The sequence below is a fragment of the Nordella sp. HKS 07 genome (assembly GCF_011046735.1).
Classification (GTDB): Bacteria; Pseudomonadota; Alphaproteobacteria; order Rhizobiales; family Aestuariivirgaceae; genus Taklimakanibacter.
Genome location: NZ_CP049258.1, coordinates 3,443,010 through 3,468,974 on the forward strand (window position 1 = coordinate 3,443,010; position 25,965 = coordinate 3,468,974).

A 25,965-nucleotide genomic window follows, 5' to 3' on the forward strand; every position below is an offset into this window, starting at 1 on the left:
CAGCCGCGAACTGGGCATTGGTGACCGGCGTCTCGTCAATGAAAAACTCTTCGACGCTCACGCGGTGAGCCGGCCCTTCTTCGGGATAGTGCCGATCGGAGCCCATGCGGAAAACCCCGGCCGGCACGAAGAACATCCCGTCTCGCGCGGGCCTCCCCGGGCAAGCGGCCTGAGCCACGTCGATATGCACGAACAGCTTCCCCTTCTGCCCGGATCAGCGAGGTTATTTTGTCTGTCTCCGGCGATACGCCTACAATGACGGTCCGCGCATTTCTTGTCTTTTGATGCCACGCTCCGTCAAGATGCGCCCCGATACGCGTCATCGACGCAGAAAATGAGGGTTTTTCTCGAGTTTGTCGCTTCGGGATAACAGGCGAGGATTTGGCGCGCCGAAAAGCAACCCCTCAGGCGGCTGAAGCGTTGCTATAACTTCATCCGTCTAGGTCATTAATGAAATATCTGTTGTTGTTGTGAGGAGATCGCGAGCGCAGCAGCCCGCACTGGCACGCATCTGCATTGAGCGGCACGTCAAGTGTGAAAATGGCCCGATTTGTTCGGGCCACTTCCCTTGCTGATGATCATACGGGCCGGCGACCGACGATCCGTCCGGTGCGCGAATTCAGAAATACCTTGAATGTATCGCCGTTGCGGCGACCCAGATACGTGAATGTCCCGCCGCCGCATTCGATGGTTCGGACGCGGCTATAGCCATTGTCGTCGACGATGTTGCGGCCTTCACCGCAGCTGACCCGATACGATTGAGCACCGTAATACTCACCCATCCAATAGGGCTGCGGATAGTAATAGCCGCCGAAATAAAAGCGGAACTGCGAATTCTGGCTGCGCCGGCGTTCATGCCGGTTGGGATCGTATTTCCAGTTGCCGTTGTTGTTTTGCGCCGTCCGCTTCTTGCCCATCTGCATGGTGCCGGGCTGATCGCCGCCATTGTAACTCTGGCTGTTCTGCCGCGGCTTCTTGCGTATCTGCATGTCGGCGGGCTGATCTTTATTCTGATCGTAACCCTGGTTGTTCTGCGACCGCTGTTTGCCGGAGTTGCCCGGTCTCTGATCGCCGCAGTTCTGCTGATTGACGCAGTCATTGAGGGTTTTGTAATTGTCGTTGCTCTGCGCGGTGGCTATGCCGGCCGCGCCGAACGCCATGATGGCGAATGACGATGCCATGGCGGCATTTCGAAACATCGTAGACATGTTATTTCCTTTTCAAGACTCGGAATGTAGACCGGCGCGGCCGGCCTACAACCATTGTGGGGACGCGAGGCTATTACAGCTTCACGCTGTCGAACGTGCCGGCTTGGCAGCTCTTCAGAAATTCGCCGGACTGGAGGGACTTGCCCTGGCTGTCCATGGGCTTTTCCTTCGCAACGTTCATTGCGTCGATAAAGGGCTTGGCTTCCTTGCCATCCATTTTGCCGTCGCTATTGACATCGGCCTTCTTCCAGGTCGCTTGGCAATCAGCCTGCGACATCGTCGCCATGGCCAAAGGTGCAAAGGAGATGCTGGCAACGAGCATGCTCGCTACGAGAAACGTTTTCATGTGTCCTGTTGGGTTATGGCGCCGAGGGGTCAGATGCGCCGATGTGGGAGAGACCCTGTTATGTAAATTGCCCACGGGGTAGAAGGTTCCCAAGCCAGGCAAGTATATATTCACTGCGCTGACCTACCGCGAGGTGAGCAATTGTGCACAGCCCACTCCCGGAAATGGGCCTAGATTGGCGGTTGCGAAGTCGACGGGACCATCGGGCAGCGGATTATTTCCGCGCCCCCCGAAACTTCTGAAAGGATTGATGTGCAAAATTCCAAACGGCTGGTATTTCCAGCCGACATGCCGGTCTTGGCCCGCAGCAAGCTGTTAGAGAACAGCGTCGACGGGCGCGGCCTCGCCCAGGCGATCGTAGATACAGTCCGCGACCCCCTACTGGTACTCGACAAGGACCTGCGTGTCGTTTCAGCAAACCGCTCATTCTACCTGACCTTCAAAATGAGCCATCAGGACGTTCAGAATCGTCCGCTCTATCTGTTGGGCGAGGGCGAGTGGAATATCCCCGAGCTTCGGCTGCTGTTGAAGAATATCGCGCCGCGGCAGGCGGTCATCGAAGCGTACGAAGTCGAGCGCGAGTTTGCCGGATTGGGGCGGCGCGTCATGCTGCTCAATGCCCGCAAAATATTCTATCTGGAAAGTGCTCACGACACAATTCTCCTGGCCATCGAGGATATCACCGGACGGCGCGCCATAGAGCGTGAAGTGAACGACTTCCTGCATCAGAAGGATATCCTGCTGCGGGAGATGCGCCACCGTGTTGCCAACAGCTTGCAGATCATCGCCAGTATTCTCCTCATCAAGGCGCGCGCGGTGCGCTCGGAAGAGACCCGGCTGCATCTTCAGGATGCGCATAAAAGGGTCATGTCGGTTGCGGCGATGCAGACGCATCTGCATGCCGCCGAACCTGGGGCTATGATCGAGCTCGGCCCGTATCTGACCCGGCTGTGCGAGACGCTGGCGAACTCGATGATCGGAAATCGCAGGCCGGTATCATTGACGGTGCACGTCGAAGACGCCACCGCCTCTTCCAGTCAGGCCGTCAGCATCGGGTTGATCGTCACGGAACTCGTCATAAATGCCTTGAAGCATGCATTTCCGGATGACTGTACAGGCGGCACGGTCACCGTCACCTATCAGCTGGCGGAGCCCAATTGGCGGCTTTCGGTTTCCGACAACGGCATTGGCAGGCCGGAGGGTACTCTGGACAAGCTGGTCCCTGGACTGGGCACGACCATCGTCGAAGCGCTGGCCAGACAGCTGGATGCCCATGTCGAGGCCTTGATGACTCCGCTCGGCACGACGGTGTCGGTCACCAAGGGAATATTCGTGTCGCGCCTGGCTGCGTCGACGCCCGTTCGGCCCGACCCAGGCTCCTGCGGCGCCCGCGATTTACCAGGGGTATGAGCGAAATTGAACATCGCGTTCGATGGAAACGGCGCAATGTGGCCTCATGGAGTCTGACAATTCGCCTTGCGTTATCACCGCCTGGCGCGCACTTCCAGGAGGCGAACATGACCACCAATTCTCTGCTCATCATAGTCCTTATCCTCATCTTGCTCGGCGGCGGCGGCTGGTATGGCCGTGGACGCTGGTATTAAGCAAGCTTCCGTAAGTGACAACGTATCGCACATCAAGCGTGACCGCATGAATGCGTCGCCGGGTGCGCTTCCGGGCGTAGTGGAGTTACGTCACTTCGCCGACAAGTAACCTCGTCCGAAGCAGGCCATCGGTGTGATGAACTATGCTTGATCAGGAAAAATCCGCCGGTGTCAGTGTGTAAGAACCTTCCCGGCGTCGTCCGTAAAGACGAACCGCGACCGCGTAGATCCGATCGCGATGACGGTCGAATGTCGTGAGAAGGGCTGCTCCGCCTTTCCTGGCGATAGCGTCGAGGGCCCAAAGCGCTTCCTCCTCGACGAAAAACGGCCTTTCCAGCGCGCCGTCATAGCCGGAAAACCGCACGCAACGGCGCGTCGCATCATATCGGCGGCTGAGATTTGGAAATTCTATTGCCATTTTCCACCATACTGTTTTTCGCATGCCTTTGAAGCGAAGGCTTTCAAAAGCCCGGTATCGGCCCTGTTGTTCTGAACTCGGCCCTATCTGAACCCAACCGTGTCAAAAGTATCGGGATGCGGCGTCCGTCGCTGATCTGCAGCGTATGCTCGCTGTCCATGAAAGTCTCATGGAGAAGATCGCCCTCTCTCAGGATGAGCCCGTCGCCCACTTGAGTTCCGTGGGCTTGCCGGACGGGAAGATGGTAACGCACCGCGCCCACCTGGCCGGTGCTGGAATGGAGAACACCGGCACCTGACAGGGTTGCCAATGAGTGCTTCGTCAGGCGCCTGCGCGCCAGCGCCGGGCTTTGCGTCGCCTGCCCTGCCGACGGGTGAAGCGTAAATTCTGCCTTTGACGTGTTTTCGCGAAGCTCATAGCCGGAGAACATCATTTCCCGAGGGGAGCTGTCGCTGCGTCTCGCGGGTTGGCGGGGCATTCTACCAGCTGCCAAAGAAAATGGCGGCGAGAGCTATGAACATCGCTATCACGGAGAAAATCGTAATGTCATTGGGCTGAATATTGAGCCAAGCGAACACCTTTTTCATTTGAGGTGATCCTTCCTCAACGAATATGGTGATTCCGCCTGTCACATACAATGCAAAGTCCGGATAAGGATGCGCGTTCGCTCTGCGCGTCGTCCATTTCGGCCCTGCCTGAAAGTCTGGTGTCAGCTTCGGCCTTCAGGTGGCGGGAGACCAGTCCGGATTTCGGGTTGCTCATGCAGGACGAGGTTCAGTAGCGAGCTGTGGACTTGGATGCCGCCTTCGATGCTGCCGTCATACTCTATTAGTCCTAGTTTCCTGAATTTGTTCATGAAAAAGCTAACTCGGGATCTGGTTGTGCCGATCATCTCCGCCAGCATTTCCTGGCTGATCTTGGCGACGATGGGCTCCGGTTTTCCGTCCTTGCCAAAGTTGGCCAATAACAAAAGAAGGCGGGCGAGGCGTTTCTCGCTCGAATTGAAGAGCTGATCGACCAGGTCAGCTTCGACGCGGATGGTTCGACCCAGAAGATGAGCGATGAACATCTCGGAGAATGCCGGCTCATGATGGATGACGCGCACAACGGCCGCTTTGTCCAGGCGCATGATGGCGGACTCGACCATGGAAGTGACGGTCGTTATGCGTTGCGCCTGACCGGCAAGACAGGCCTCTCCGAAGAATTCGTTCGGATCAAGGATGGCGATGACCGCCTCCTTGCCTTGCTCGGAAATGACAGTGATTTTGACCTTGCCTTTCTGAATGTAGAAGACCGCGTCGGCAGGGTCGCCCTGTGAGAAGATGATCTGGTCCTTGCGGTAGCTGGCAATGCTCCGGCCTTCGCCGACCTTGGCGAGAAAGGACTGGGGATCGAACAAAGGCTGTCGCTTGATCGTCATGGCGTTTTTCTTGCCCCAGCTCGCTGACGAGCGAACCCGTTATTATCACAAGATTATACGCGGTCAAAGTCGCCGGACAGGCGTTGCGATAACGTGACCGTGAAGTGAGCAGGAGTGCTCAGAGATCGATTTCCCAATGTGCAAAGGTACACTCACTCTCCATAGCAAGACGGTGTCCTGTAACCACACGGCGAAATATCGAGACGGCGAGATCCGCGGTCAGCCGGAAACCGCTGCATGCATAAGCCACTAAGCTCCTGGAAATGGAACTTAGGGTTGAGGAGAGGGTTGCTCCCGCACACACAAAGGAAATTCATATGACCCTCAAGACACTCGACGATCTGTTCGAAGATACGTTGCGCGACATCTACTATGCTGAAAAGAAGCTCGTGAAGACGCTTCCCAAAATGGCAAAGAAAGCCAGCGACAAGGAGCTTGCGCAAGCCTTCACGAACCACAAGATGGAAACGGAAGGCCAGGTGGCAAGGCTGGAAAAGATCTTTGAAATCATCGGAAAGCCTGCGCGCGGCAAGACCTGTGATGCGATGGACGGTCTCGTTGCAGAGGGTTCGAACATTATGGATGAAGCCGACAATGACGGCGTCATGGATGCGGGCCTTATCGCCTCTGCTCAGGCGGTCGAGCACTACGAGATGGCGCGCTATGGCACGCTGATCGCCTGGGCCGATCAGCTTGATCTTCCTAAGGCCTCTTCCCTCCTGCAGGAAACGCTCGCGGAAGAGAAGGCGGCCGATAAACTGCTCAGTGATATCGCCGCCACGGCCAACCCTGCTGCGCAGCACGCTGAAGCTGCCGAATAGCGTCGCGATTAGTGGGATGTCGCATTCTATCTCTGCCGGATGAAAGGTCAGTGCTCTGCACTTGGCCTCAATCTCCGCAAGCTTCGATGAGTTCGAATTCGATGCCTTCGTCCGCGTGATCGAGATGAGTTTTATTAGGGAAGATGAGCATAATTGACCATCGCACATAATAAAAACGGCGCAAGGTCTTCGGATGGAGACGAACGATTCCCCTGCGTTCGGCGGACTATCGCCCCCCGCGGCACAAGTCCAGTAGCTCCTGAGTAATAAAGGCCGCCTTTCCCCGAAGGCGGCCTTTTCATGAGGCGACAACCACCACTCGCTCCTGATGGTGCTCGTCCTTCGGCTCTCGGAATAGCGACCCAACGAGCCGCGCGCTAGCGAAATCCAGATCTGGACGGTGTGCGTTTTCCCACACTTTGCAGAAGCTTTGCATGCAAAAATAAATATTCAGATATGTAGCTGCGTGATCGCCGAGACATATCGCCAGGCAACGGAAACGGAGAATGTCGATGCTCCGGAGTAGATGCCGACAGACCGGATTCGTATGGCTCACCCTCGCTCTTGTTTGCATTGTTGGGGGAGCCGCTCTGGCGGAAGTGCGGTCTACATGCGGTATAGCTGCCGGCGAGAGCATTTCGGCGGGCGAAATCCAGATCAGGTGTGGGTTGACATTGGAGCAGATCAAGGAGCTGTTTCAGTCGGATAGCGCCGCCGTAAACGCCCTGATCAATGTCTCGAAGAAGCTTGGTGTCAACGAACAGGCGATCAAGGGATTCCTGGAGACGATCAAGCGCGAGCAGGTTCCTGAAGAGAAGCTCGTCGAGACCTTCGCCACGATCGCAAAAGACTACCTCTCGCTCCTCAACGAAAGGCAGGCCATCACGACGGGCGGCCCGATGGCTCAGGAGCTTCTCGACCAGGCCGATGCCGCCATCGATGCGGGCCGGACCGCCGCGGCCAAGAGCCTGCTGGCAAAGGTGGTGGCGCTTCGCGACGAGCAACGCAAGAAGCGCGATGAGCTGCGCGAGGCACTGGACAGAGCGGACCTCGACGACGCGGCCGTTGACGAGCGTTCGGCCCGGCTCAGCCTGACGCAGCTTGATTACCGGACTGCGGCCCAGTTGTTCGAGCAGGCGGCGGGTAAAGTGCCGGCGGCGAATTGGAGGGAGCGTGGCGGCTATCTCCTCGAAGCAGCGAAAGCCCTGCAGACTTATGGCGATCAGAAGGGCGACAACGCGGCTCTCAGGCAATCGATCGCCACCTACCAGCGCACATTGGTCGAGCGGACACGCGAACGCTCGCCTCTCGACTGGGCCCAGACCCAGAATAATCTCGGCAATGCGCTTTCGCGGCTTGGCGAGCGCGAGGGTGACACGGCGCGGCTCGAGGAAGCGGTTGCGGCCTATCGCGCGGCGCTCGGGGAATGGACACGCGAGCGCATGTCGCTCCAATGGGCGATGATCCAGAACAATCTGGGCGCTGTGCTTTCGATTCTCGGCGAGCGCGAGAGCGGCACGGCGCGGCTCGAGGAAGCGGTTGCCGCCTATCGCGCGACGCTGCAGGAATGGACACGGCAGCGCATGTCGCTCAAATGGGCGATGATCCAGAACAATCTGGGTGCTGCGCTTTTGCGGCTCGGCGAGCGCGAGAGCGGCACGGCGCGGCTCGAGGAGGCGGTTGCCGCCTATCGCGCGGCGCTGGAGGAATGGACGCGCGAGCGGGCGCCGCTCGACTGGGCCATGACCCAGAACAATCTGGGCGCTGCGCTTCTAAGGCTCGGCGAGCGCGGGAGCGGCACAGCGCGGATCGAGGAGGCGGTTGCCGCCTATCGCGCGGCGCTGGAGGAATGGACGCGCGAACGCGCACCGCTCGACTGGGCCATGACCCAGAACAATCTCGGCAATGCGCTGTCAACGCTCGGCGAGCGCGAGAGCGGCACGCAGCGGCTCGAGGAGGCGGTCGCCGCCTATCGCGGGGCGTTGGAGGAAAGGACCCGTGAGCGGGTCCCCCTCGACTGGGCCACGACCCAGAACAACCTCGGCAATGTGCTTTGGACCCTTGGCGGGCGCGAGAGTGGCACGGCGCGGCTCGAGGCGGCGGTCGCCGCCTATCGCGCGGCGCTCGAGGAGGCGACACGCGAGCGCGTGCCGCTGCGATGGGCAGGGATCCAGAACAATCTCGGCAATGCGCTGTCGACGCTTGGTGGGCGCGAGAGCAGCACGGCGCGGCTCGAGGAGGCGGTGGCCGCCTATCGCGGGGCATTGGAAGAGACGACCCGCGAGCGGGCGCCGCTCGACTGGGCCATGACCGAGAACAATCTTGGCAATGCGCTTACAACGCTCGGCGGGCGCGAGAATGGCACGCAGCGGTTCGAGGAAGCGGTTGCCGCCTATCGCGCCGCGCTGCAGGAGAGGACCCGTGAGCGGGTGCCCCTAGACTGGGCGGAGACCGAGCACAATCTCGGTAATGTGCTTCAGATGCTCGGTGGGCGCGAGGGCAGCACGACGCGGTTCGAGGAAGCGGTTGCCGCCTATCGCGCGGCCCTGGAGGAGTGGACGCGCGAGCGGGCGCCGTTCGACTGGGCCATGACGCAGAACAATCTTGGCAATGCGCTGTCGGCGCTCGGTATGAGCGACAGCGGCACTGAGCGGCTCGAAGAGGCGGTTGCCGCCCATCGCGCGGCCCTCGAGGAGACGACCCGTCAGCGGGCGCCGCTCGAATGGGCCACAGTCCAGAGCAACCTCGGCAATGCGCTTTCGCGGCTGGGCGAGCGCGAGAGTGGCACGGCGCGGCTTGAGGAAGCGGTTGCCGCCTATCGCGCGGCGCTGGAGGAGACGACGCGCGAGCGGGCGCCGCTCGACTGGGCCATGATGCAGAACAATCTCGGCAACGCGCTATCGACGCTCGGCGGGCGTGAGAGCGGCACGGCGCGGCTCGAGGAGGCGGCGGCCGCCTATCGCGCGGCATTGGGAGAGACGACGCGCGAGCGGGCGCCGCTCGACTGGGCCATAACCCAGAACAATCTCGGCACGACGCAGCTCCTTCTTGGCGTTCGCACGCATTCGAGGGAACTGATCAAAGCGGCAAATCTCGCGGTGCGATCGGCGTGGGCGTCTTATCGGTCCGAAGGCGAGGATTATGACGCCTACTTCGCCGAGAGGATCAAGCAGATCGAGGACGAATTCGACAAACTGGGGGCGACGGCAAGTCCGGGAGACACGCAATGAAAACGCCCATCGACGAGAGGAGGAAGCAGATTGTTCTGCTCATCCACGGCATCCGGACGCGCGCCTGGTGGCAAGGCGAAGTAAAAGCTCTGATCGAAGCGGATACCGGCGCCACCGTCATTCCCCTCAAATACGGTTATTTTGACGTCTTCCGATTCTGGTGCCCTCTCGGTATTTGCCGTCAGGGGCCGATCGCGCGGCTGCACAGGGAGCTTCGCGATGCCATCCGTGAATTTGCCGGCCACGACATATCCGTGATTGCTCATAGTTACGGAACCTATGCTCTCTCTCGCATTCTGATGGAGCATAGCGACATCGCCCTCCGCCGGATCATCCTGTGCGGGTCGATCATCCCCAATACGTTTGCCTGGTCGCGGATCGCAATCCAGATAAGCGATCAGCCGATGCGAAACGCCGTTCTCAACGAATGCGGAACGAAGGACGTCTGGCCGGTTCTGGCTGCTTCACTGAGCTGGGGGGTACGGCACATCCGGCACCCATGGTTTTGGTTCAGTCGAGGTCAGAGACCGCATTCACGCGATGCCTCATGGCGGCTATTTCGATCGAGCCTTTGTGCGAAAATTCTGGCTTCCCTTCCTGGCGCGTGGCCAGATTGTCGCCTCGGCCGTCGAGCGGGCCGGCACCGGCACTCCCTGGTGGTTTTCGGTATTGGCTTGGCCTTGGAAATGGGCCGCGGTTGTGGCCATGGTTCTGGCAATCGCTTCGGGATCGTGGATCTTCACCTCACACGAGGGAGGAGTCATTGCGGTAGACGGTGTCGCGGCGCGTGACGACATTCATGTGCAGGACATCACGATCACCGGCCGGACGGCGGCGTCTGACGGAATGCCGGCTACAAGCGACAACGAAGGCTCGGGCAGTGTGACCTCAGTCGGTGGCGTCGCTGCGGGCGGTGATATCGAAGCCGGCGTGATCAGGATTGGCGACGAGCCGTGAGCGGATGCGCGCTACAGCATCGGACCGAAAAGCTTGTGGTCGGACGCGATCCGACCACGCGAAGCGGTTTTCGGATAATCCGATGCGCAAATCAAAGAGTTAGAGCGCCGGACTGATTCTAGTGAGCGTCCGGTGCTCTACACTATATCGCTTCCGGCAAAGCCGCCGAGCGTGTGGACGCCCTTCAGCATGATCGCCTGGTCGATGATCCCATCGCCGCCGGTGTCCCAGAAAAGCCATCCGTCGGTCGCGCCCGCCACGAATGCGGCGGTCTGGCCGCTGCCGATCATCGAATGCGCGAGCGCCAGCGCGTCCGCATAGTTGTTGGTGGCGATCGAAGCTTCCGCGTAGGCGGTTTGCGGAAGCCCACCATGAACGATGTCAAGATCGATGACGTCCTGGCCGGTCGTGAAGTCGACGATCGTGTCCAGGCTCGCGGCGTTTTTCGACGTATCACCGAGGTTGAAGACGAAGCGATCGGCGTCGGCGCCGCCACTGAGCGTGTCCTGGCCCTTACCGCCGAACAGCGTGTCGCTTGCGGTGCCGCCGTCCAGAATGTCATTGCCGTCGCCGCCTTCGAGCGTATCGCTGCCTTCCTCGCCGATCAGATGGTCGTCGCCGGCCTTTCCCCTGAGCGTGTCGCCGCCGAGGCCGCCGGACAGAGTGTTGGCGCCGGCATTTCCGGTGATCACATTGGCAAGCGCATTGCCGGTGCCGTCGATCGCGGCCGTCCCGGTCAGAGTGAGATTCTCCACCTCGTCCGCCAGGCGATAGCTTACCGATGCATTGACGAGATCGCGGCCCTCGCCGGCCAGCTCGACAACGCGATCGTCATTTCCAGCGATCCCGTCTTCGGAATAGGTATCGACGAAATAAGTATCGTTGCCGATGCCTCCCTTCATCGTGTCGGCGCCGCCGCCGCCATCGATCACGTCATTCCCGCCAAGCCCGAGAACCGTGTCGTTCAGAGCGGATGTGCGGTATGCCAGAACGTCACTGGTCGGGTTCATGTTGTTGTTGCCCGACGAGCCGCGGATGACCTCGTCCGAAAACAGGAAGTCGGCCGCGCTCAACTCGACGCTCGACACGCCCAGCAAGGTGACCTGATCCGTGGCGCTGAAATGGACGACGGCATTGCCGGACGGGTCGTCACTGATATGTGACTGAAGCTCGGCGAATGACTTGAATCCGTAAGCGTGAGCGATCTGGATCAGATCCTTGCCGACTTCATAATCGCCTATACGATCCTGGCCGCTCCCGATATCGAAGTAGAAGCGGTCGGCGCCGCCGACGCCGGTGAAATTGGTGTAGGTCTCGGCGTCGCCATAGAGCTCATCATTGCCGGCCCCTCCGACGAGGAAGTCATCGCCGCCGCGCGCATTGTCCCGCATCGTGTCCGCGTCGCCGGCCAGATAGTCGTTGCCCGCTCCGCCGTCGACCCGGTCATCGCCGCCCTGCGCGTCGTTGAACAGGCCGCGGGCATCGCCGACGAGCGAGAAGTCGTCGCCGTCGCCACCGAAGATCCGGTCGTTGCCGCCCACCGCGAAGTCGAGGAGATAGAATGAATCGCCGGCGACATAGTCGCGGCCTCCGCCGCCATAGATTACGTCGTTGCCGCCATGGCTGTGTTCGAGGAGGTAGCGGGCGTCGCCATAGGCATAATCGTCACCCTCGCGGGCGTCGATGATGTCGTCGCCGCCTTGCGAATATCCCGCCATCTGGTCGGCGTCCCCGATTAGGGTATCGGAGAACGGTGTGCCCTTTATCGTATTGTTCGCACCGGGAGAGGGCGGAATACCACCATTGGGCATTTGTCAGCTCCATGAAGGATTGAATGGTAGGAACCCCGCGCTTAACGTTACGTTATTCGAAGTGTCGTCAGAAGGGCGAAAACATGGCGAAAGCGTGGCGGGAGGCCTGGAGGTATGAGCAATCAGCATAGGTGACCGGCATCAGGACGTTTTCATCCTGTCGGCCCACCATGCGCTGTAGCTTGCCGGCCGGGAAATGACGCCGGGAGCGGAGGATCTCAATCGGCTTGCGAACACCCGAAGTAGACCGCCGACATATCTACTCCAGCGTGAACGTCAGTTTGTCGATCTTTCCGGTGAAGTTGAACGGAACATCATAGCGATACTCCACCATCGCGACGCCGGTGCGGGTGTCCTCGCCGATATCGAAGGTTTCGTCCTCCGGGAAGGTGACCGGGGTCGTGTGATCCATGGTATTCGTGGCCACCTCCTGGCCATCCACGGAAAGCACGCCGGTACCGCCCTTGCCCAAGCCCTCGCCACTGGCCTTGAAGTCGAAGACGATCGTGTGTTTGCCGGGCTCGAGATAGGGGCCTTCCCACATCGTGCGCTTGAGATCGAGCAGGTTGTACAGGAACACGACCTTGCCCCGGTCGAAGCCGAATTCGCCCTTGCTCAGGAAGAGTCCATAGCCGCCGAAGCGTCCGCCCTCGGTCACGATCATGCCTTCCGCACCGCCGTCGGGGATCTCGACCTCGGCGGTGATCGTATAGGACTTGTCGAGAATGCTCGGCGCGTCGCTCGGGGGAACACCGATCAGTCCTCCCGAATAGGTGAAGACCTTGCGTCCCGCCGTGAGACTCGGGCGCGGCGCGTTCCAGCGCGTGAGCGTGGAATTGTCCATGGGCAGAACGTCGTGCTTCTTCGCCTCGGCGTAGAAGAGGTCCTGCATCTCCTTGAGCTTGTCCGGCATCTTGGGCGCCAGGTCGTTGAACTCGGTAGGGTCTTCCGCGACATTGTAGAGCTCCCAATTGTAGCCGGTGATCACATCGGGCGGTGTCGCGGTGCTCAATTCCCAGGGCAGCGTCGCCGGAGTGGTCGCTGCGACCCAGCCGTCATGATAGATGGCCCGGTTGCCGAGCATCTCGAAATACTGCGTCGTGCGGTGCGACGGCGCGTTGGCATTCTCCTTGCTCCATGTGTAGGCCATGCTCACGCCGTCCATGGGACGCTGCTTGATACCGTTGAGCGTCTCCGGCACCGGAATGTGGGCCGCTTCCAGGATAGTCGGCACGATGTCGATGATGTGATGGAACTGGCGGCGGATGCCGCCCGCATCAGTGATGTGACCTGGCCACGACATGGCGACGCCTTGCGCCGTTCCGCCGAAATGCGAGGCCACCTGCTTGACCCATTTGAAGGGCGTGTCCATCGCCCAGGCCCAGCCCGCCGAGAAATGCGGGAAGGTTCGTTCCGATCCCCAGAAGGGATACCAGAGGAACTGGTCCTTGACCGGCACGGGAACGCCATTGAACGTGGTGAATTCATTGGGCGTGCCGTTGATCATGCCTTCCGGGCTGGCGCCATTGTCGCCGCCGATATAGATGATGAGCGTATTGTCGAGTTCGCCCAGATCGTCGACCGCCTGGATCACCCGGCCGATCTCATGGTCGGTATAAGCGAGATAGGCGCCATAGACATCCGCCTGCTTGATGAAGAGCTTCTTCTGATCCCAGCTGAGTGTGTCCCATTCCGGCAGCCCTTTCGGCCAGGGCGTCAGTTGCGCATTGGCGGGCATGATGCCCAAGCGTTTCTGGTTGGCGAATATGGTTTCGCGCAGCTTGTTCCAGCCGCCGTCGAAGAGATGCATCGCACTGATCTTGTCGACCCATTCCTTTGTCGGGTGATGCGGCGCGTGGGTGCCTCCGGGCACGTAATAGACCAGCCAGGGTTTGCCAGGCGCGATTTCCTTGAGCCCCTTCATGTACTGGATGGCCTCGTCCGCCATGGCGGTCGTCAGGTTCCAGCCCGGTTTCCCTTGGAAGGGATAGATCGCCGTCGTATTGCGGAAGAGATTCGGCTGCCACTGGCTGGCATCGCCGCCGACAAAACCGTAGAAATAATCGAAGCCCATGCCGATCGGCCATTGATCGAACGGCCCGGCGATGCTCGCCTGGTAGAAGGGCGTGTTGTGGTCCTTGCCGAACCAGGAGGTGGCGTAGCCGTTGTTCTTGAGGATGGCGCCGACGGTGCCGTTCTCCTTCCGGATGATCGAATCGTACCCGGGAAAACCGGTGGCGATTTCGGCCACGACGCCGAAGCCGGCGACGTGATGGTTGCGTCCGGTGATCAGCGCCGCGCGTGTCGGCGAGCAGAGCGACGTCGAGTGGAAATTCGTATAGCGCAGGCCACTCTGTGCGATACGATCCATGGCCGGAGTGGGGATCACGCCGCCGAACGTGCCCGGCGCGCCGAAGCCGGCGTCATCCGTCATGATGAGCAGAATATTGGGAGCGCCTTTAGGCGGCACGACCCGCGGCGGCCACCAGGGGGTCGACTCGGAAGCCTTTTCCTTGACCACACCCCTGAAGGCCGGATCGGGCGGCGGAAGCTGCTTGCCGTCGATGGTCGTCGTCGCTTCCGGCGAGCCCAGGACGCCGTTGATTTCCTGCGCGCCCACCCCTTGGGACACCGGCAGCCAATACACGCTCAGAACGGCAATTGCCGCGAAGTGCTTGATTAGGTTCATGGGATCGAAACTCCCTCAAACGCCATGGTCAGCCTGCGGTCGTATGTCACCTCGAACTATGCTAGTTAAAATGCCGGACTCACATTTGACATTTCACGCCAAAAAATGGCCTGAGACAGAATGTCGATCACCATTCCCTTCATTCGCGGATTTGCGCTGTTTCCGACGCTGAGCTGGTTTGCGCGGCGGGGAATTCCGGTGGAGGAGGCCCTTCACGCCGTTTCCCTGCCCCGGGATATGGTCGCTTTTCCATGTCGCCCGGTCCCGCTGGTTCAGGCGGCCGCTCTCCTGCAAACCTGCGCGCGCCAGATCGGCCCGGACTTGCCATATCGCATTGTCTCGGAGGCGGACGATCTTGAAATCGCCATGCTCGGCCGCGTGGGGCTGGGAACGGGGACGCCGCGCGAGGCGCTGGCCCGGATCATTGCGGCTCTGCCGTTCTACTGCTCGCACGAGCATGTTTCGATGCGGAAGACGACGAGCTCCACGATCGTCAGTGAGTTCTTCTCCCACCGCTTCGATCCGGAGACCACGCATCTCCTTCTGCAATACGCCGCGACGATGATTGACCGGATATGCGGTATGACCGGCGCAGCCCGATCGCGGTTCTTGAAAATCGAATTGCCGGCCCATCCGGAGTTTGGGTTGACCCATCTGACAGGATGCTTTGGCCCGGATATCGTCGCGAGCAGATCCCGTGGGCTTTCCATCCTGATTGACAATCAGATCATGGATCGCCCATTTGGAAGCTGCGCGCGCGATCGCCTCAACGGCCGGCAATTGCCGGATCACAACCCCTTGCGGGGTGATGGGACGCTCGCGGCTTCAGTGCGATTGCTGCTCGTCTCGATGATCGAGGACGGTCAGGCCATCACGATCGAACCTGTCGTCTCGGCGGCGGGCTTGAGCGCGCGCTCGTTCCAGCGTCAGCTGAAAGAGGAAGGCAGGAGCTTCTCGAAGCTTCTCGCCGAGACGCGCCGCAGCGAAACACAGAAGCGGCTTCACGAAACGGATGTCACCATTGCCTCCATAGCGGCGGAACTGGGCTATGCCGATCAGGCTTCCTTGACCCGGGCGTTCCGGCGGTGGACCGGCAGCGCGCCAAGACATTTCCGGGTCCAGAGAAGCCCGTAAGGGGGAGCTGAAGGAGCCCCGGTGCAGATCCTGCGAAATAAAACTTGTGGTTGCGCTAAGGCAAGAAAGTCTTAAACTTCGTCGGGTTAGGATTGACGTTCGGAAAGGTCGGGGCTTATCCGATGCCGCTTGATCGACGCCGCATGGCGGTTTTTGTCGTTGCTTTGGGGATGTTCGCCGCAGGCTTGGGCGCCGGGGCCGCGTTTTCCGGCCCGCTCTCGGACAAGAAGCCGAATAAGGGCGTCGCCGTGGCCCACACGATGCCGGTCCAGGGCATCGACGTCTCCTATTACCAGGGCGACATCAACTGGCAGAAAGTCAGCGATGCAGGGGTGCATTTCGCCTACATCAAGGCGACCGAGGGGGCCGACCGCTTCGACCCGAAATTTCTCGCCAATTGGCGCGCCGCGAAGAAGGCGGGCGTCGCCCGCGGCGCCTATCATTTCATGTATTGGTGCAGCAAGGCGAGTCAGCAGGCGTCGTGGTTCAAGTCGCATGTGCCGGAAGACGACGACGCGCTGCCGCCGGTGCTCGACGTCGAGTGGAACAGCCACTCCAAGACCTGCCCGCGCCGCATCGCGCGCGCCGACGCCATCGCCAAGATCAAGGTCATGCTCGCGGCGATGGAGGCGCATACCGGCAAGCGGCCGATCATCTACACTGACCCGAAATTTCATCGCGAGGTGCTCGAAGGCGAGTTCACCGATTATCATTTCTGGCTGCGCTCGGTGGCGGCGAAGCCGGAAACGAAGTATCCGGGGCGCAACTGGGCGTTCTGGCAGTTTACCACCACGGGGCGCGTGCAGGGCGTCGCCGGCCCGGTCGACCGCAACAGCTTCAACGGCACGCCCGCCGATTGGAAGGTCGTGTTGGAAAAGCGATGCATTTGCGGGACCGCGGCATCGATGTCGTCGAACGAGTAATTCCCGGGCCGGACCTGCTGCAGCTATCAAAGCCACCAATGAAAAGGGATCCGCTATGAGCGTCACACCTCCGGCGCGGATACGAAGAGGTCCATACCGAGCCGCTGAGAGAGATAGCGCGTGGCGAGCTGGCCCTTCACGCTATTGCCCGCATTGTCCAAGGGTGGCGCGAAAGTACCGACTCCACCCTTCCCCGGCGAGACGGTGACGATGCCGCCGCCGATGCCGCTCTTGCCTGGCAGTCCGATCTCGTAGAGCCAATCGCCCGAAGTCTCGTAGAGCCCAGCCGTGGTCATCACCGCTAGTGCATAGTGGCACACATGCGCATCCACCACCCGCTCGCCATTGATCGGATTGACGCCCCCATCCGCCAGCGTCGCCCCCATCACCGCGAGGTCGCGTGCACTCACGTTGAGCGAGCATTGCCGCGTATAGAGGTCGGTGACCACCTTCGGATCGCAGTAGATCCGGTCGAGACTCTGAAGCGTCTGCGCGATGGCGCGATTGCGGAAGTTGGTCTTAGAGGCGGAGGTGTAGACCTCCTCGTTCAGGAGCAGCGTCCGGCCGGCGAATCTGGACAGGCCGTCACGAATGAACTTCCATTTGTCTTCGCCGCTCGCCCCGGCACGAGGCTGGTGGTAGCGATTGCGCCGGAATTCACCATGGGATTGGTAAGTCCACCCGGCATGTCCTCTATGGCGCCGAGCGAATTGAAAGAACGACCGGTGGCGTTGACGCCGAGCTTGGCACGGACTTCACCCGGGCCGATGAGTTGGCAAATGAGTGCGAAGATGAACGGCTTCGATACGCTCATGATAGAGAATTCGTGCTCGACCTCGCCTGCAGCATAGACACGGCCGGAGGTGCTGACCACGCAAATGCCGAAGAGATCGCGCGGCACGCGTGCTAGAGCGGGATAAACCTGTGAATTTTCGCCCTCGTCATTGTTCTTGAACCGTTCGTAGGCCTCGTAAACCAGCCGTTCAACCACCTCCGCGTCCGGCAGGCGGCCGGTCGACACGTAAGAGAAGGCGAATTCATCAATGCTTGGCATGCGAGTGATCCGTCAGTAGAACGGAAGGATGAGCGGGACAAGCACCACACTGACGATCATTACCACAATCGAGAACGCCACGCCGACCTTCATGAAGTCGCCGAAGCTGTATTGCCCGGGGCCGACCACGAGCGTGTTCACCGGTGAGGAGATCGGGGTCATGAAGGCGGTGGATGCGGCGAGCGCGATGATCATCGCAAACGGGTAGGGCGAGGCGCCGAGATCCTTGGCGATCGCCAGCGCAACCGGCGCCATCAGCACGGCGGTCGCGGTGTTCGAGATGAACAGCCCGAGCACGGCGGTGATGATGAAGAGGGTCGCCAACACCAGCCGAGGGGACGCGCCACCGACGAGGTGGATCACCGCGTCGGCCGCGAGATCGACGCCGCCGGTGCGCTGGAGGGCGAGCGAGAAGGGCAGCATGCCGATGATCAGAATCAGCGTCTTCCAGCTAATCGAACCATAGGCGCTGTTGAAGTCTACGCAGCCAAAGAGCCCCATCAGCAGGCAGCCGATCAGGGCTGCCTGAACGTTCGGTACCACGCCGCTCACCATCAGCACCACGACGAGGCCGAGTACGGCGAGCGCATAGGGTGCACGGCTCGCGGCGGGCAGCACTTCCTCGAGTTCGGCCGGCATGTTCAGCACCACCATGTCGGCGATGTCGTCCTGCAATTTGCGTATGTCGGACCAGAACCCGACGAGGAGCAGCGTGTCGCCGAGCTTGAGCCGCTCGGTCTGAAGGCCCTCCGTTACCACCTTGCCGCCGTGGCGCAGGCCAACTACGGTGAGCCCGTATTCCGAGCGTACCCGCGCCTTCTGGATGGTCTGATCGATGAGCTGGGACTCGGCCGGCAGGATGACCTCTACCATGCCGATCTCCTGAGACCGGTCGCTGAAATAGTCCTTGCCCTCGCCGAGCGGGCGTGGCTCGAGCGCATAGGCCTCGCGCAGCGCCTTGATCTCGGTCATCGGCGCGTTCGCGTCGACCAGCAAAATGTCGCCGGCCTCGATCCGCGTCTGAGCCGTGGGTCGCAGCATACTCGTGGAAAGGCCGCTGCCGCGCTCTATGGCCAGCAGGTTCACTCCGGCGGAGCGCTTCGAAATCTCCCCGAACCGCTTGCCCACCAAGGTGGAGCGCGCCGTCACGAAAACCCGCTGCTCGCGCTCGGCTAGACGGTAGCGCTCGGTCCATTCGCGCAACGTGGGACGGCCCGGTGCGCCCGCCGCGGCCGGCTTTGCGGCCAGCAGTCGGCGCGCAAACAGCATGTAGAGGATGCCGAGGACGAGTATGGGCGCGCCAAACGGCGTGAAGCTGAAGAAGCTGAAGCCCTCGGCCCCCTGGCGCACCAGTTCGGCGTTCACCACGAGGTTTGGCGCCGTGGCGACTAGAGTCATCATGCCGCTGATGAGGGCGGCGAAGCTCAGCGGCATCATCAGCCGGCCCGGCGACATGCGGCGGTTCTGCGCGATGCGGAGCACCACCGGAATGAAGATAGCCACCACGGCGGTCGAGCTCATTACCGACCCAAGACCACCCACAGCCGTCATCAGCAGGACGAGGAGGCGGCTCTCGCTGGTGCCAGCTTTGGCGTCGAGCCAGTCGCCAAGTCGGCGCGCCACACCGGTGCGCACCAACCCCTCCCCTATCACGAACAGAGCGGCGATCAGGATGATGGACGCGTCACTGAACCCTGCCAGCGCCTCGTTCATGGTGATCACGCCAGTGAAGGGCATCGCCACGAGCACCAGCAGCGCGACTGCGTCCATGCGTGGCCGGTTGGCCACGAACATGGCGACCGCTGCCGCAAGCATCAGCAGCACAAGGGCGAGGTCGAGGCTCATCGCGGTTTCCTGCGTGGATGGTGCGGGGTCAGCTTATTCCACCAAATCGGCGCCGGCCACACCCTCCTTTGCGCCGAGCATAGTAGGAATGGTCGGAATAAGCTTAACTGACTTGGCCGTTTTCTCGGTAGTAGCATTGCATTTCTTGAGAACAGCGGACTCCAGATGCGACGCTGCGCCAGCGCATCATCGAGGGAATGAACGCCGCACATCCGACGCATCGCGCCTCGGCGGAACCTTCGGCGTGGTAGGCCGACGCTCAAGTCAGCATGGCCGCCACCGATTTCGGATTAAAGGCCTTGCCGCGCTCGTTCACATGTCCCTGAGCAGCGAGTTCGGTCGAGATCGCCCGAAGGCTCATCCGCCCCGCCTTGCTCTTGCGCCGCATCCGCTTCACCACCTCGACTACATCGAGCCGCAGCTCGGCAAGGCTCTCGCGTCCCTCGCATTTGCCCTTGGCTTCGCGCTGACGCTTCCGGGCCGCGGCCAACTTCGCCACCAGACGCATATTCTCGAACTGCGAAAATGGCGCCATCATCTGGCGTAATATGACCTTGCTCGGGTCATCGGTCGTCGTGAGCTCTAGCGCAGGCTATCCAGGCCAGAAGACCCCGGAAATGGCACGTCATTACAGCCGTCGCGCGGATCGCACCAACAAGGTCACTGCAATCGTCACCAACTTCGACGTCGAAGTGAACAAACGGCGCTCGAAAACTGTCAAACCTGATTAGAAAGTGTCAAACCTTATGCTTGACGCAAAAGGGCAATGGAAATCGCTCAATGATATCAGGGGTGAATGGTGCCCAGGGGCGGAATCGAACCACCGACACGCGGATTTTCAGTCCGCTGCTCTACCAACTGAGCTACCTGGGCGCCGAGCCTCGCCGCAATGGGAGGCAAATGGAAGCGGCCGGTTTATAGGCGAGGGTTTTTGCCTTGTCCAGTTTCAAAATCTCGTTTTGCTCAAGGCGCAGATCAGCCCGAAAAACCTGCTTGGCAACGCACAACTCAACCGCGAACCGCTCCCCTGTCGCATGTCGGGAAGGGTGATTTCGTGCCTTGTTCCCGCCCTTTCGATTCGAAGCGGGTAAATAAGACCGACCCACGCGAATTTGCGTAAGGTATGCTTCAACTATTGGGGAGGTCGCAGAATCGCCCGGCGCGCGAGCTTCTTGCAAGTTTTCAGCAAAAAAATCTTTGAATTTCAAATTGATACAATTTAATCCCGAGAGATTCTGGGAAAAATCGGAAGAAACAGAAAATAATCGGTCCGGCCCAATCCCGGGCGCTGGTGGAGCGCAGCGCGTGATGAGGGAAAGGGAGGCTGATCAGCGCTCGCCGCCGCGCAGGCGGTAGTGCTTCTCGAGCGCGAGGCCGGTGGCCTTGAGATGCTTCGATGTCTTGGCGCCGAGGCGGAACAGCAGCCCCAGATAGAGAAGGTCGATCAGGAACAGCTGGCTGATGCGGCCCTCGAGGAAGTCGCCATAGAGCGGAATCGAGGGGGTCGATGAATTCCACGTCGTCAAGGTGACCTGCGCCGCCTTGGCGACCGGTGAACCGGCATCGCTGGTGATGGCGATGGTCGTAGCGCCGTTGTCGCGTGCGATTTCGAGCGCCACGGCGACGGTGTCCGTCGTGCCGGTATGCGAGACGCCGACCATGACGTCGGAGGGCATCATATTGGCGGCCCCGATGGTCTGGGTGTAGCCGTCGCGATAGGCGGTAGCGTCGAGCCCGGCCTTGATGAAGAGATGCGCCGCCTCGTCGCAAATGCAGGCGGCACCCCCGACACCGACGAACAGGATCTTGCGTGCCGCGCACAGCGCCTCGACCGCCCGCTCGAGCCTGGCGCCGTCCAGCATGCGCTGCGTGCCCTGCAGGCTCGCGGCCAGGAGCGAGGCGAGATTGCCGCTGGTCGTGACCAGCGAGTCGTTTTCGTCGATCTCGACCGGGACATTGGCGAACGCGTTGCGCTGGCGCGTGCCTTCGGCGAGCGACAGCTTGAGGTCGGGGTAGCCCTGATAGCCGAGCGCCCGGCTGACCCGGCTGATCGTCGCTTCACTGACGCCGAGCAATTGGCCGAGTTCGGTGATCGATGCATTGAGCCGGCTACCGGAATGTTCGCGCAGATAGTCAGCGACCACGCGCTCCGATTTTCTCAGATTTCCATAGCGCTCCTGGATGCGGTGAAGCAGGTCGCCATTGGGTGTCGCTAGCGTCAAGTTTGGGTCGGTCATGCCGCTGGAAGAGGTCCGCGCGTTTGTCAGGCCGCAACTTAGCTCCATGGTTGTAAGAAAGCAATTTTCCTCCCTGGAACCCCGCATATTTTGTGGCGAGGGCCGGCTCGGATAGAAAACCGTAAAAAATCAATGTATTGAAAGAATATTGCGGGCGCCGGACGAATGCGCAGATTGTAGCGCAAGAGCGTGACGACGGACGAGGCGGTCAAGAGAAGCCCGCCTTCACGCGAGCTTCTGGAGAAAATTTTCGGCGCAGTCTGCAAAATCAGGGTCTTCGAGACAGAGGGCTTGGTCGAGCTCGCTCCCGACGGTCTTGTCGATTGTTTCGACCAGGTTCCGGCACTGGTCGAGCGGCTGCATCCCTCCTGAAACGGAACCGGGCGGCAGATGCCGCCCGGGCCGATTGTTCATGTGAGACCTGCTCAGGTCTTGGCGATATCGACGTCCTTGGTTTCGCGCAGGAAAATGAAGCCTATGACCGCCGTCATCAACGCCACCACGATCGGATACCACAGGCCCGCATAGATATTGCCGGCGGCCGCCACGATGGCGGTGGCGAGCAGCGGCAGCATGCCGCCGAACCAGCCATTGCCGATGTGGTAGGGCAGCGACATCGAGGTGTAGCGGATCTTGGTCGGGAACAGCTCGACCAGGAAGGCCGCGATCGGCCCATAGACCATCGTCACATAGATGACCATGATGACGAGGATCAGCTCCGCCATGAACCAGTTGACCTTGGAGAGGTCGGCCGATGCCTGGTAGCCGAGCTCCTTGAGCTTGGCGCTCCAGGTCTCCTGGCGCAGCGCGAGATCCTTCTTGGCGGGATCCGTCGAGGTAATCGTCGCCCAGCCCGGCATCTCGGTGGCGCCTACCATCACCTTGACCGGCTGCCCCGGCGTGTTGACGGAGGTGAAGGACAGGCCCTGCTTGGTCAGATAGTCCTTGACGCTGTCGCAGTCGCTGAATTTCGACCACGGTCCCACGAATATGTGGAAGTTGCAGGTCGATTCATCGGCCGATACCGTGATCGGATTCTTCGCGTTGAATTCTTCCAGCGCCGGGTTGACATAATGCGTCAGAGCCTGGAACAGCGGGAAGTAGGTGAGTGCGGCGATCACGCAGCCGGCCAGGATGATCTTGAGCCGGCCGATGCGGTCGCTGAGCTTGCCGAAGAAGATGAAGAACGGCGTGCCGATGAGCAGCGACACCGCGATCAGCCCGTAGGCCGCGAGGAAGTCGAGCTTGAGCGGCCCGATCAGGAAGAACAGCGCGTAGAACTGGCCCGTATACCAGACGACGCCTTGTCCAGCCGTGGCGCCGAGCAGCGCCAGCAGCACATATTTGTTGTTGGGATAGCGAAGGAAGGAGTCGGTGAGCGGCGAGGACGAGCCTTTGCCCTCTTCCTTCATCTTGGTGAAGACCGGTGATTCATTGAGCTTCAGCCGGATGTAGACCGAGAAGGCGAGCAGCACCACCGAGACGAGGAACGGAATGCGCCAGCCCCATTCCTTGAATACCGTGGCGTCCATGCCCCACCGGCACAGGCCGATGACGACGAGCGACAGGAAAAAGCCCAAGGTGGCGGTGGTCTGGATCCAGCTCGTTGCATAGCCGCGCCGGCCATGCTGTGCGTGCTCGGCCACATAGGTGGCGGCCCCGCCATATTCGCCGCCGAGCGCCAGGCCTTGCAGGAGGCGCAACAGTACCAGAAGCAAGGGCGCCAGCCAGCCGACGCTTGCGAAGGTCGGCAGGAGGCCGACGGCGAAGGTCGAGATACCCATCACCAGGATGGTGACGAGGAAGGTGTATTTGCGCCCGACGAGATCGCCGATGCGGCCGAAGAAGATGGCGCCGAAGGGGCGCACCAGGAAGCCCGCCGCATAGGTCGCGAAGGCGGACAGAAGGGCTGCCGTGTCATTGCCGGGCGGGAAGAACAGCGAGGCGAAGAACGGCGCCAGCGTGGCATAGAGGTAGAAATCGTACCATTCGAAAACGGTACCGGCGGATGATGCAGTGACGACGAATCTCTCGTCCTGCGTCATGCCGCGTCCGCGCGGGGACAGTGTGGCTTCGGCGTGGGACATTGGTTTCCTCTCCCATGGATATAGTCTCCGCCGCTCTCCATCCCCCGATGGAATCCTCGTGGTTCGGGCGGAACTGCATCGAGTCGTAGGGTCAGGGGGCCCGTGCCGCTAGATCAACCTTCGTCGTGAGTCTTTAGTCGTAGAAACTGGCCTTCAGTTGTTTCCGAACAGCCCCTCCAGGAGCTTCTGACTCTGCTCTTCGATCATGTTGCCGGCGTCCTCGCCCGCTTGGTCGTCGCCCAGCGCCTTGCCGATCTCGTCGGCAACCTTGTCCTTGATCTGGTTCTTGATTTCCGCGCCCTTCTCCTTGAGGCTCGCCGTCGTGCCTTCATCGACGATCTTGCGCAGCGTGTCATAGGCGGCTTGCGGATTGTCCAGAATGCCGGCGATGTCGGGATAGATCTTGGGGTTCGCCCATGGCCCCTTCACGATGATAGGCACGGCGAGGCCGGCAAGATCGAGGCCCTGCGCCGCCGCGAGCGTCAGCGTCGGGCTGACCTTGAGATTGAGCGCCTGGCGCGGCAGGTCGACGAGGCCGCCGCCGCCCACCGTCAGAACCGGGCTGGTGAAATTGAGATCATTGGTCGTGGCGATCCCGTTCACCAGCGTGAAGCTCGCGCGCAAGCTGTCGAAGGGCGTCTTGGCGTCGGGACCCTGGCGCCAGCCGTTCAGGACATTGGTGGCCACGTCCTCGATCATCGCCTCGATATCGATGCCGCGCACCGCGCCATTTGCGAAGCTGAAGGCGGCGGTGCCGTTGAGCGAAGAGACGAGCTCCTGCTGGGAGCGGCCGTTTGCGGCCAGGTTGAGCTTGGCCCCGGCGACGCCTTCGAACCGGTCGAGGCCGGCATAATCCCTGAGGAGTCTGAGGCCGTCGAAGCCTTGGGCGTCGAGCGTCACCTGCACCGCCGGCACTTTGGCGGCGCCGTCGAGCACCAGCCGGCCTTGCGCCTTGCCGCCATAGAGCGCGATCTGGCCCAGCCTGGCATCGAACTTGCCGTTCTTGAGCGTGGCGTCGATGGCGATCTTGCCGGTGGCTAGGCTGCGGTAGAGAAGCTTGTTGGCGCTGAGCTTGAGCTGCGCGTCGACCACACCCAACCCGGCGAGAGCGATCGGCGCCGCGCTCCAGCCCGTCTGGCCGGCTGCGGCTTCCGGCGCCGCCTCTTGAGGCGGCAGATAGCGGTTCACGTCGATCGTGTCGAAGCCGAGATTGGCGGTGACCTTGGGCCGTCCGGAGAGCTCGAGCGCCACATCGCCCCCAGCACTCAAGCCGTCGAGCGTGATCTTGGCCTTGCTGAGCTTCATATTGGTGCCGGAGAGCGCGATCTGGCCCTTGATCCTGGCCGGGCCGAAGCCCGCTCCGTCCGGCACCGGAATCCTGGCCCAGCGGCCGAGCTCGCGCAGCGAGTCAGCCGCCGCCGTGATGGTGCCGTCGAGCGTCAGGCCGTCCTGCATGGCGGCGAGCCCCGAAAAGGAGAAGTCGAGCCGTTTGCTTTTGACGGCCAGAGACAGGGGCGAGCCCGCGGCGGCAAGCTCGCCTGGCGTCTTGGCGGAGAAAGACAGCGCGATGTCGTCGCCGAGCGCCGTCAGCGTGCCCTTGACCGCGACCGGGCCGGTGAGCGAATCGAGTGTGATCGTCAGATCGACTTTCTCGGCCATGAAAACCTTGCCGGAGCGCTCGTCGAGGAAGCGCACATCGCCGTCTTCTATGGTGATCGGCGCGATGGAGCCGGTCTCGATGCCGGGGCTACTGCCGCCGCCTTGCTCGCCGCGGGTCTTTTCCAGAACCCAGTTCGGTCGTCCCTCGCCATCGATGACGAGCGACAGCTTCGGGCGGATGAGATGCAGCTCCTTGATATCGAGCCGGCGGTTGAAGAGGGACGCCACTTCGACACGGATGCGCATCTCGTCCATCTGCGCCACCTGGCCTTCATACATGCCTGGCGGTGTCGACAGCCGCACATCCTTGAGGGTCACGGCGAAATCCGGCCAGAAGACGAGCTTCGGCGCCTCGCCGATCGTCAGCGTTCGGCCGGTCTCCGCCTTGACCGCCTGCTTGAGCTGGCCGGCGATGAAGTCATGCGGGATGATGAAGGGCAGGGCCAGGACGGCGGCCACGAGCAGCGCCAGAAGCGTGCCGCCGAGGACCAGAATCCGTTTCATGGCGTTCCTCCAAAAAGG

General features: G+C 61.2%; 19 protein-coding genes, 1 tRNA gene and 2 pseudogenes. 7 read left to right on the plus strand and 15 right to left on the minus strand.

Going from position 1 to position 25,965, the window contains the following annotated elements:
- Nucleotide 1 precedes the first annotated feature (1 nt).
- From G5V57_RS16150 to G5V57_RS16160, 3 genes and pseudogenes are all read right to left on the minus strand, one after another.
- Nucleotides 2-136: pseudogene (locus G5V57_RS16150) on the minus strand (formylglycine-generating enzyme family protein); the annotation flags it as partial.
- Nucleotides 137-578: 442 nt separating this feature from the next.
- Entirely contained in the window at nt 579-1,208 is a 630-nt protein-coding gene (locus tag G5V57_RS16155) for a hypothetical protein (RefSeq protein WP_165168631.1), read from the minus strand.
- A 73-nt stretch (nt 1,209-1,281) separates the two neighbouring features.
- Nucleotides 1,282-1,554: a hypothetical protein gene (locus G5V57_RS16160; protein WP_165168632.1), complete on the minus strand. Its 273-nt coding sequence runs from the start codon at nt 1,552-1,554 to the stop codon at nt 1,282-1,284.
- Nucleotides 1,555-1,842: 288 nt separating this feature from the next.
- On the opposite strand from G5V57_RS16160, the gene G5V57_RS16165 reads away from it, so the two are divergent.
- Nucleotides 1,843-2,964, plus strand: coding sequence for a sensor histidine kinase (locus G5V57_RS16165; protein ID WP_165174149.1), 1,122 nt, complete (start codon nt 1,843-1,845; stop codon nt 2,962-2,964).
- Nucleotides 2,965-3,309: 345 nt separating this feature from the next.
- Here the strand turns inward: G5V57_RS16165 and G5V57_RS16170 are convergent, their stop codons facing one another.
- From G5V57_RS16170 to G5V57_RS16180, 3 genes are all read right to left on the minus strand, one after another.
- Nucleotides 3,310-3,600: a DUF1488 domain-containing protein gene (locus G5V57_RS16170; protein WP_371744801.1), complete on the minus strand. Its 291-nt coding sequence runs from the start codon at nt 3,598-3,600 to the stop codon at nt 3,310-3,312.
- Between the two features lie 19 nt (nt 3,601-3,619).
- The gene (locus G5V57_RS16175; protein ID WP_165168634.1) at nt 3,620-4,009 is read right to left on the minus strand and encodes a hypothetical protein; all 390 of its coding nucleotides are present in this window, start codon (nt 4,007-4,009) and stop codon (nt 3,620-3,622) included.
- Between the two features lie 276 nt (nt 4,010-4,285).
- Nucleotides 4,286-4,996 (minus strand): Crp/Fnr family transcriptional regulator, encoded by a 711-nt coding sequence (locus G5V57_RS16180; protein ID WP_165168635.1) that lies wholly within the window; start codon nt 4,994-4,996, stop codon nt 4,286-4,288.
- 317 nt (nt 4,997-5,313) lie between these two features.
- Between G5V57_RS16180 and G5V57_RS16185 the strand changes: the two genes are divergently transcribed.
- The 3 genes from G5V57_RS16185 (at nt 5,314) to G5V57_RS16200 (ending at nt 10,004) form a co-directional block, all read left to right on the plus strand.
- Nucleotides 5,314-5,817 carry a ferritin-like domain-containing protein gene (locus G5V57_RS16185; RefSeq protein WP_165168636.1) on the plus strand — a complete coding sequence of 168 codons (504 nt, stop codon included), beginning with the start codon at nt 5,314-5,316 and terminating at the stop codon, nt 5,815-5,817.
- 668 nt (nt 5,818-6,485) lie between these two features.
- Nucleotides 6,486-9,047: a tetratricopeptide repeat-containing protein gene (locus tag G5V57_RS34395; RefSeq protein WP_246737649.1), complete on the plus strand. Its 2,562-nt coding sequence runs from the start codon at nt 6,486-6,488 to the stop codon at nt 9,045-9,047.
- Nucleotides 9,048-9,620: 573 nt separating this feature from the next.
- Complete coding sequence (locus G5V57_RS16200; protein ID WP_165168637.1) at nt 9,621-10,004, plus strand: hypothetical protein; 384 nt, start codon at nt 9,621-9,623, stop codon at nt 10,002-10,004.
- 137 nt (nt 10,005-10,141) lie between these two features.
- Here G5V57_RS16200 and G5V57_RS16205 read toward each other — a convergent pair whose 3' ends face one another.
- The gene (locus G5V57_RS16205; protein ID WP_165168638.1) at nt 10,142-11,815 is read right to left on the minus strand and encodes a calcium-binding protein; all 1,674 of its coding nucleotides are present in this window, start codon (nt 11,813-11,815) and stop codon (nt 10,142-10,144) included.
- Between the two features lie 259 nt (nt 11,816-12,074).
- The gene (locus G5V57_RS16210; RefSeq protein ID WP_165168639.1) at nt 12,075-14,504 is read right to left on the minus strand and encodes an arylsulfatase; all 2,430 of its coding nucleotides are present in this window, start codon (nt 14,502-14,504) and stop codon (nt 12,075-12,077) included.
- Nucleotides 14,505-14,624: 120 nt separating this feature from the next.
- Here G5V57_RS16210 and G5V57_RS16215 point away from each other — a divergent pair, with 120 nt between their 5' ends.
- Together G5V57_RS16215 and G5V57_RS16220 are read left to right on the plus strand one after the other, a co-directional pair.
- Nucleotides 14,625-15,638 carry an AraC family transcriptional regulator gene (locus tag G5V57_RS16215; RefSeq protein WP_165168640.1) on the plus strand — a complete coding sequence of 338 codons (1,014 nt, stop codon included), beginning with the start codon at nt 14,625-14,627 and terminating at the stop codon, nt 15,636-15,638.
- 122 nt (nt 15,639-15,760) lie between these two features.
- A complete protein-coding gene (locus tag G5V57_RS16220; protein WP_165168641.1) occupies nt 15,761-16,561 on the plus strand; it encodes a GH25 family lysozyme in 801 nt (266 codons plus the stop codon).
- Between the two features lie 62 nt (nt 16,562-16,623).
- Here the strand turns inward: G5V57_RS16220 and glsA are convergent.
- The 5 genes and pseudogenes from glsA to G5V57_RS16245 form a co-directional block, all read right to left on the minus strand.
- Nucleotides 16,624-17,615 (minus strand): annotated as a pseudogene (gene glsA, locus G5V57_RS16225) (glutaminase A).
- 12 nt (nt 17,616-17,627) lie between these two features.
- Nucleotides 17,628-19,460: an SLC13 family permease gene (locus G5V57_RS16230; RefSeq protein WP_165168642.1), complete on the minus strand. Its 1,833-nt coding sequence runs from the start codon at nt 19,458-19,460 to the stop codon at nt 17,628-17,630.
- Between the two features lie 259 nt (nt 19,461-19,719).
- Nucleotides 19,720-19,998: a hypothetical protein gene (locus G5V57_RS16235; protein WP_165168643.1), complete on the minus strand. Its 279-nt coding sequence runs from the start codon at nt 19,996-19,998 to the stop codon at nt 19,720-19,722.
- Between the two features lie 259 nt (nt 19,999-20,257).
- Nucleotides 20,258-20,333, minus strand: a tRNA-Phe gene (locus G5V57_RS16240).
- A 455-nt stretch (nt 20,334-20,788) separates the two neighbouring features.
- Nucleotides 20,789-21,697, minus strand: a complete 909-nt coding sequence (locus G5V57_RS16245; RefSeq protein WP_165168644.1) for a MurR/RpiR family transcriptional regulator — start codon at nt 21,695-21,697, stop codon at nt 20,789-20,791.
- A gap of 189 nt (nt 21,698-21,886) precedes the next feature.
- On the opposite strand from G5V57_RS16245, the gene G5V57_RS16250 reads away from it, so the two are divergent.
- Entirely contained in the window at nt 21,887-22,069 is a 183-nt protein-coding gene (locus tag G5V57_RS16250) for a hypothetical protein (protein WP_165168645.1), read from the plus strand.
- Nucleotides 22,070-22,122: 53 nt separating this feature from the next.
- On the opposite strand, the gene G5V57_RS16255 is transcribed toward G5V57_RS16250, so the two are convergent.
- Both G5V57_RS16255 and G5V57_RS16260 read right to left on the minus strand, forming a co-directional pair.
- On the minus strand, nt 22,123-23,784 hold the full coding sequence (locus tag G5V57_RS16255; protein WP_206530275.1) for an MFS transporter: 1,662 nt from the start codon (nt 23,782-23,784) through the stop codon (nt 22,123-22,125).
- A 153-nt stretch (nt 23,785-23,937) separates the two neighbouring features.
- The gene (locus G5V57_RS16260; RefSeq protein WP_165168646.1) at nt 23,938-25,947 is read right to left on the minus strand and encodes an AsmA family protein; all 2,010 of its coding nucleotides are present in this window, start codon (nt 25,945-25,947) and stop codon (nt 23,938-23,940) included.
- Nucleotides 25,948-25,965 lie beyond the last annotated feature (18 nt).

What these genes read in the sequence shown, in the direction of transcription:
- G5V57_RS16155 (WP_165168631.1), bottom strand. Translation starts at nt 1,208, where the DNA reads ATGTCTACGATGTTTCGAAATGCCGCCATGGCATCGTCATTCGCCATC.
- G5V57_RS16160 (WP_165168632.1), bottom strand. Translation starts at nt 1,554, where the DNA reads ATGAAAACGTTTCTCGTAGCGAGCATGCTCGTTGCCAGCATCTCCTTT.
- G5V57_RS16165 (WP_165174149.1), top strand. Translation starts at nt 1,843, where the DNA reads ATGCCGGTCTTGGCCCGCAGCAAGCTGTTAGAGAACAGCGTCGACGGG.
- G5V57_RS16170 (WP_371744801.1), bottom strand. Translation starts at nt 3,600, where the DNA reads ATGCGAAAAACAGTATGGTGGAAAATGGCAATAGAATTTCCAAATCTC.
- G5V57_RS16175 (WP_165168634.1), bottom strand. Translation starts at nt 4,009, where the DNA reads ATGATGTTCTCCGGCTATGAGCTTCGCGAAAACACGTCAAAGGCAGAA.
- G5V57_RS16180 (WP_165168635.1), bottom strand. Translation starts at nt 4,996, where the DNA reads ATGACGATCAAGCGACAGCCTTTGTTCGATCCCCAGTCCTTTCTCGCC.
- G5V57_RS16185 (WP_165168636.1), top strand. Translation starts at nt 5,314, where the DNA reads ATGACCCTCAAGACACTCGACGATCTGTTCGAAGATACGTTGCGCGAC.
- G5V57_RS16205 (WP_165168638.1), bottom strand. Translation starts at nt 11,815, where the DNA reads ATGCCCAATGGTGGTATTCCGCCCTCTCCCGGTGCGAACAATACGATA.
- G5V57_RS16210 (WP_165168639.1), bottom strand. Translation starts at nt 14,504, where the DNA reads ATGAACCTAATCAAGCACTTCGCGGCAATTGCCGTTCTGAGCGTGTAT.
- G5V57_RS16215 (WP_165168640.1), top strand. Translation starts at nt 14,625, where the DNA reads ATGTCGATCACCATTCCCTTCATTCGCGGATTTGCGCTGTTTCCGACG.
- G5V57_RS16220 (WP_165168641.1), top strand. Translation starts at nt 15,761, where the DNA reads ATGCCGCTTGATCGACGCCGCATGGCGGTTTTTGTCGTTGCTTTGGGG.
- G5V57_RS16230 (WP_165168642.1), bottom strand. Translation starts at nt 19,460, where the DNA reads ATGAGCCTCGACCTCGCCCTTGTGCTGCTGATGCTTGCGGCAGCGGTC.
- G5V57_RS16235 (WP_165168643.1), bottom strand. Translation starts at nt 19,998, where the DNA reads ATGATGGCGCCATTTTCGCAGTTCGAGAATATGCGTCTGGTGGCGAAG.
- G5V57_RS16245 (WP_165168644.1), bottom strand. Translation starts at nt 21,697, where the DNA reads ATGACCGACCCAAACTTGACGCTAGCGACACCCAATGGCGACCTGCTT.
- G5V57_RS16255 (WP_206530275.1), bottom strand. Translation starts at nt 23,784, where the DNA reads ATGTCCCACGCCGAAGCCACACTGTCCCCGCGCGGACGCGGCATGACG.
- G5V57_RS16260 (WP_165168646.1), bottom strand. Translation starts at nt 25,947, where the DNA reads ATGAAACGGATTCTGGTCCTCGGCGGCACGCTTCTGGCGCTGCTCGTG.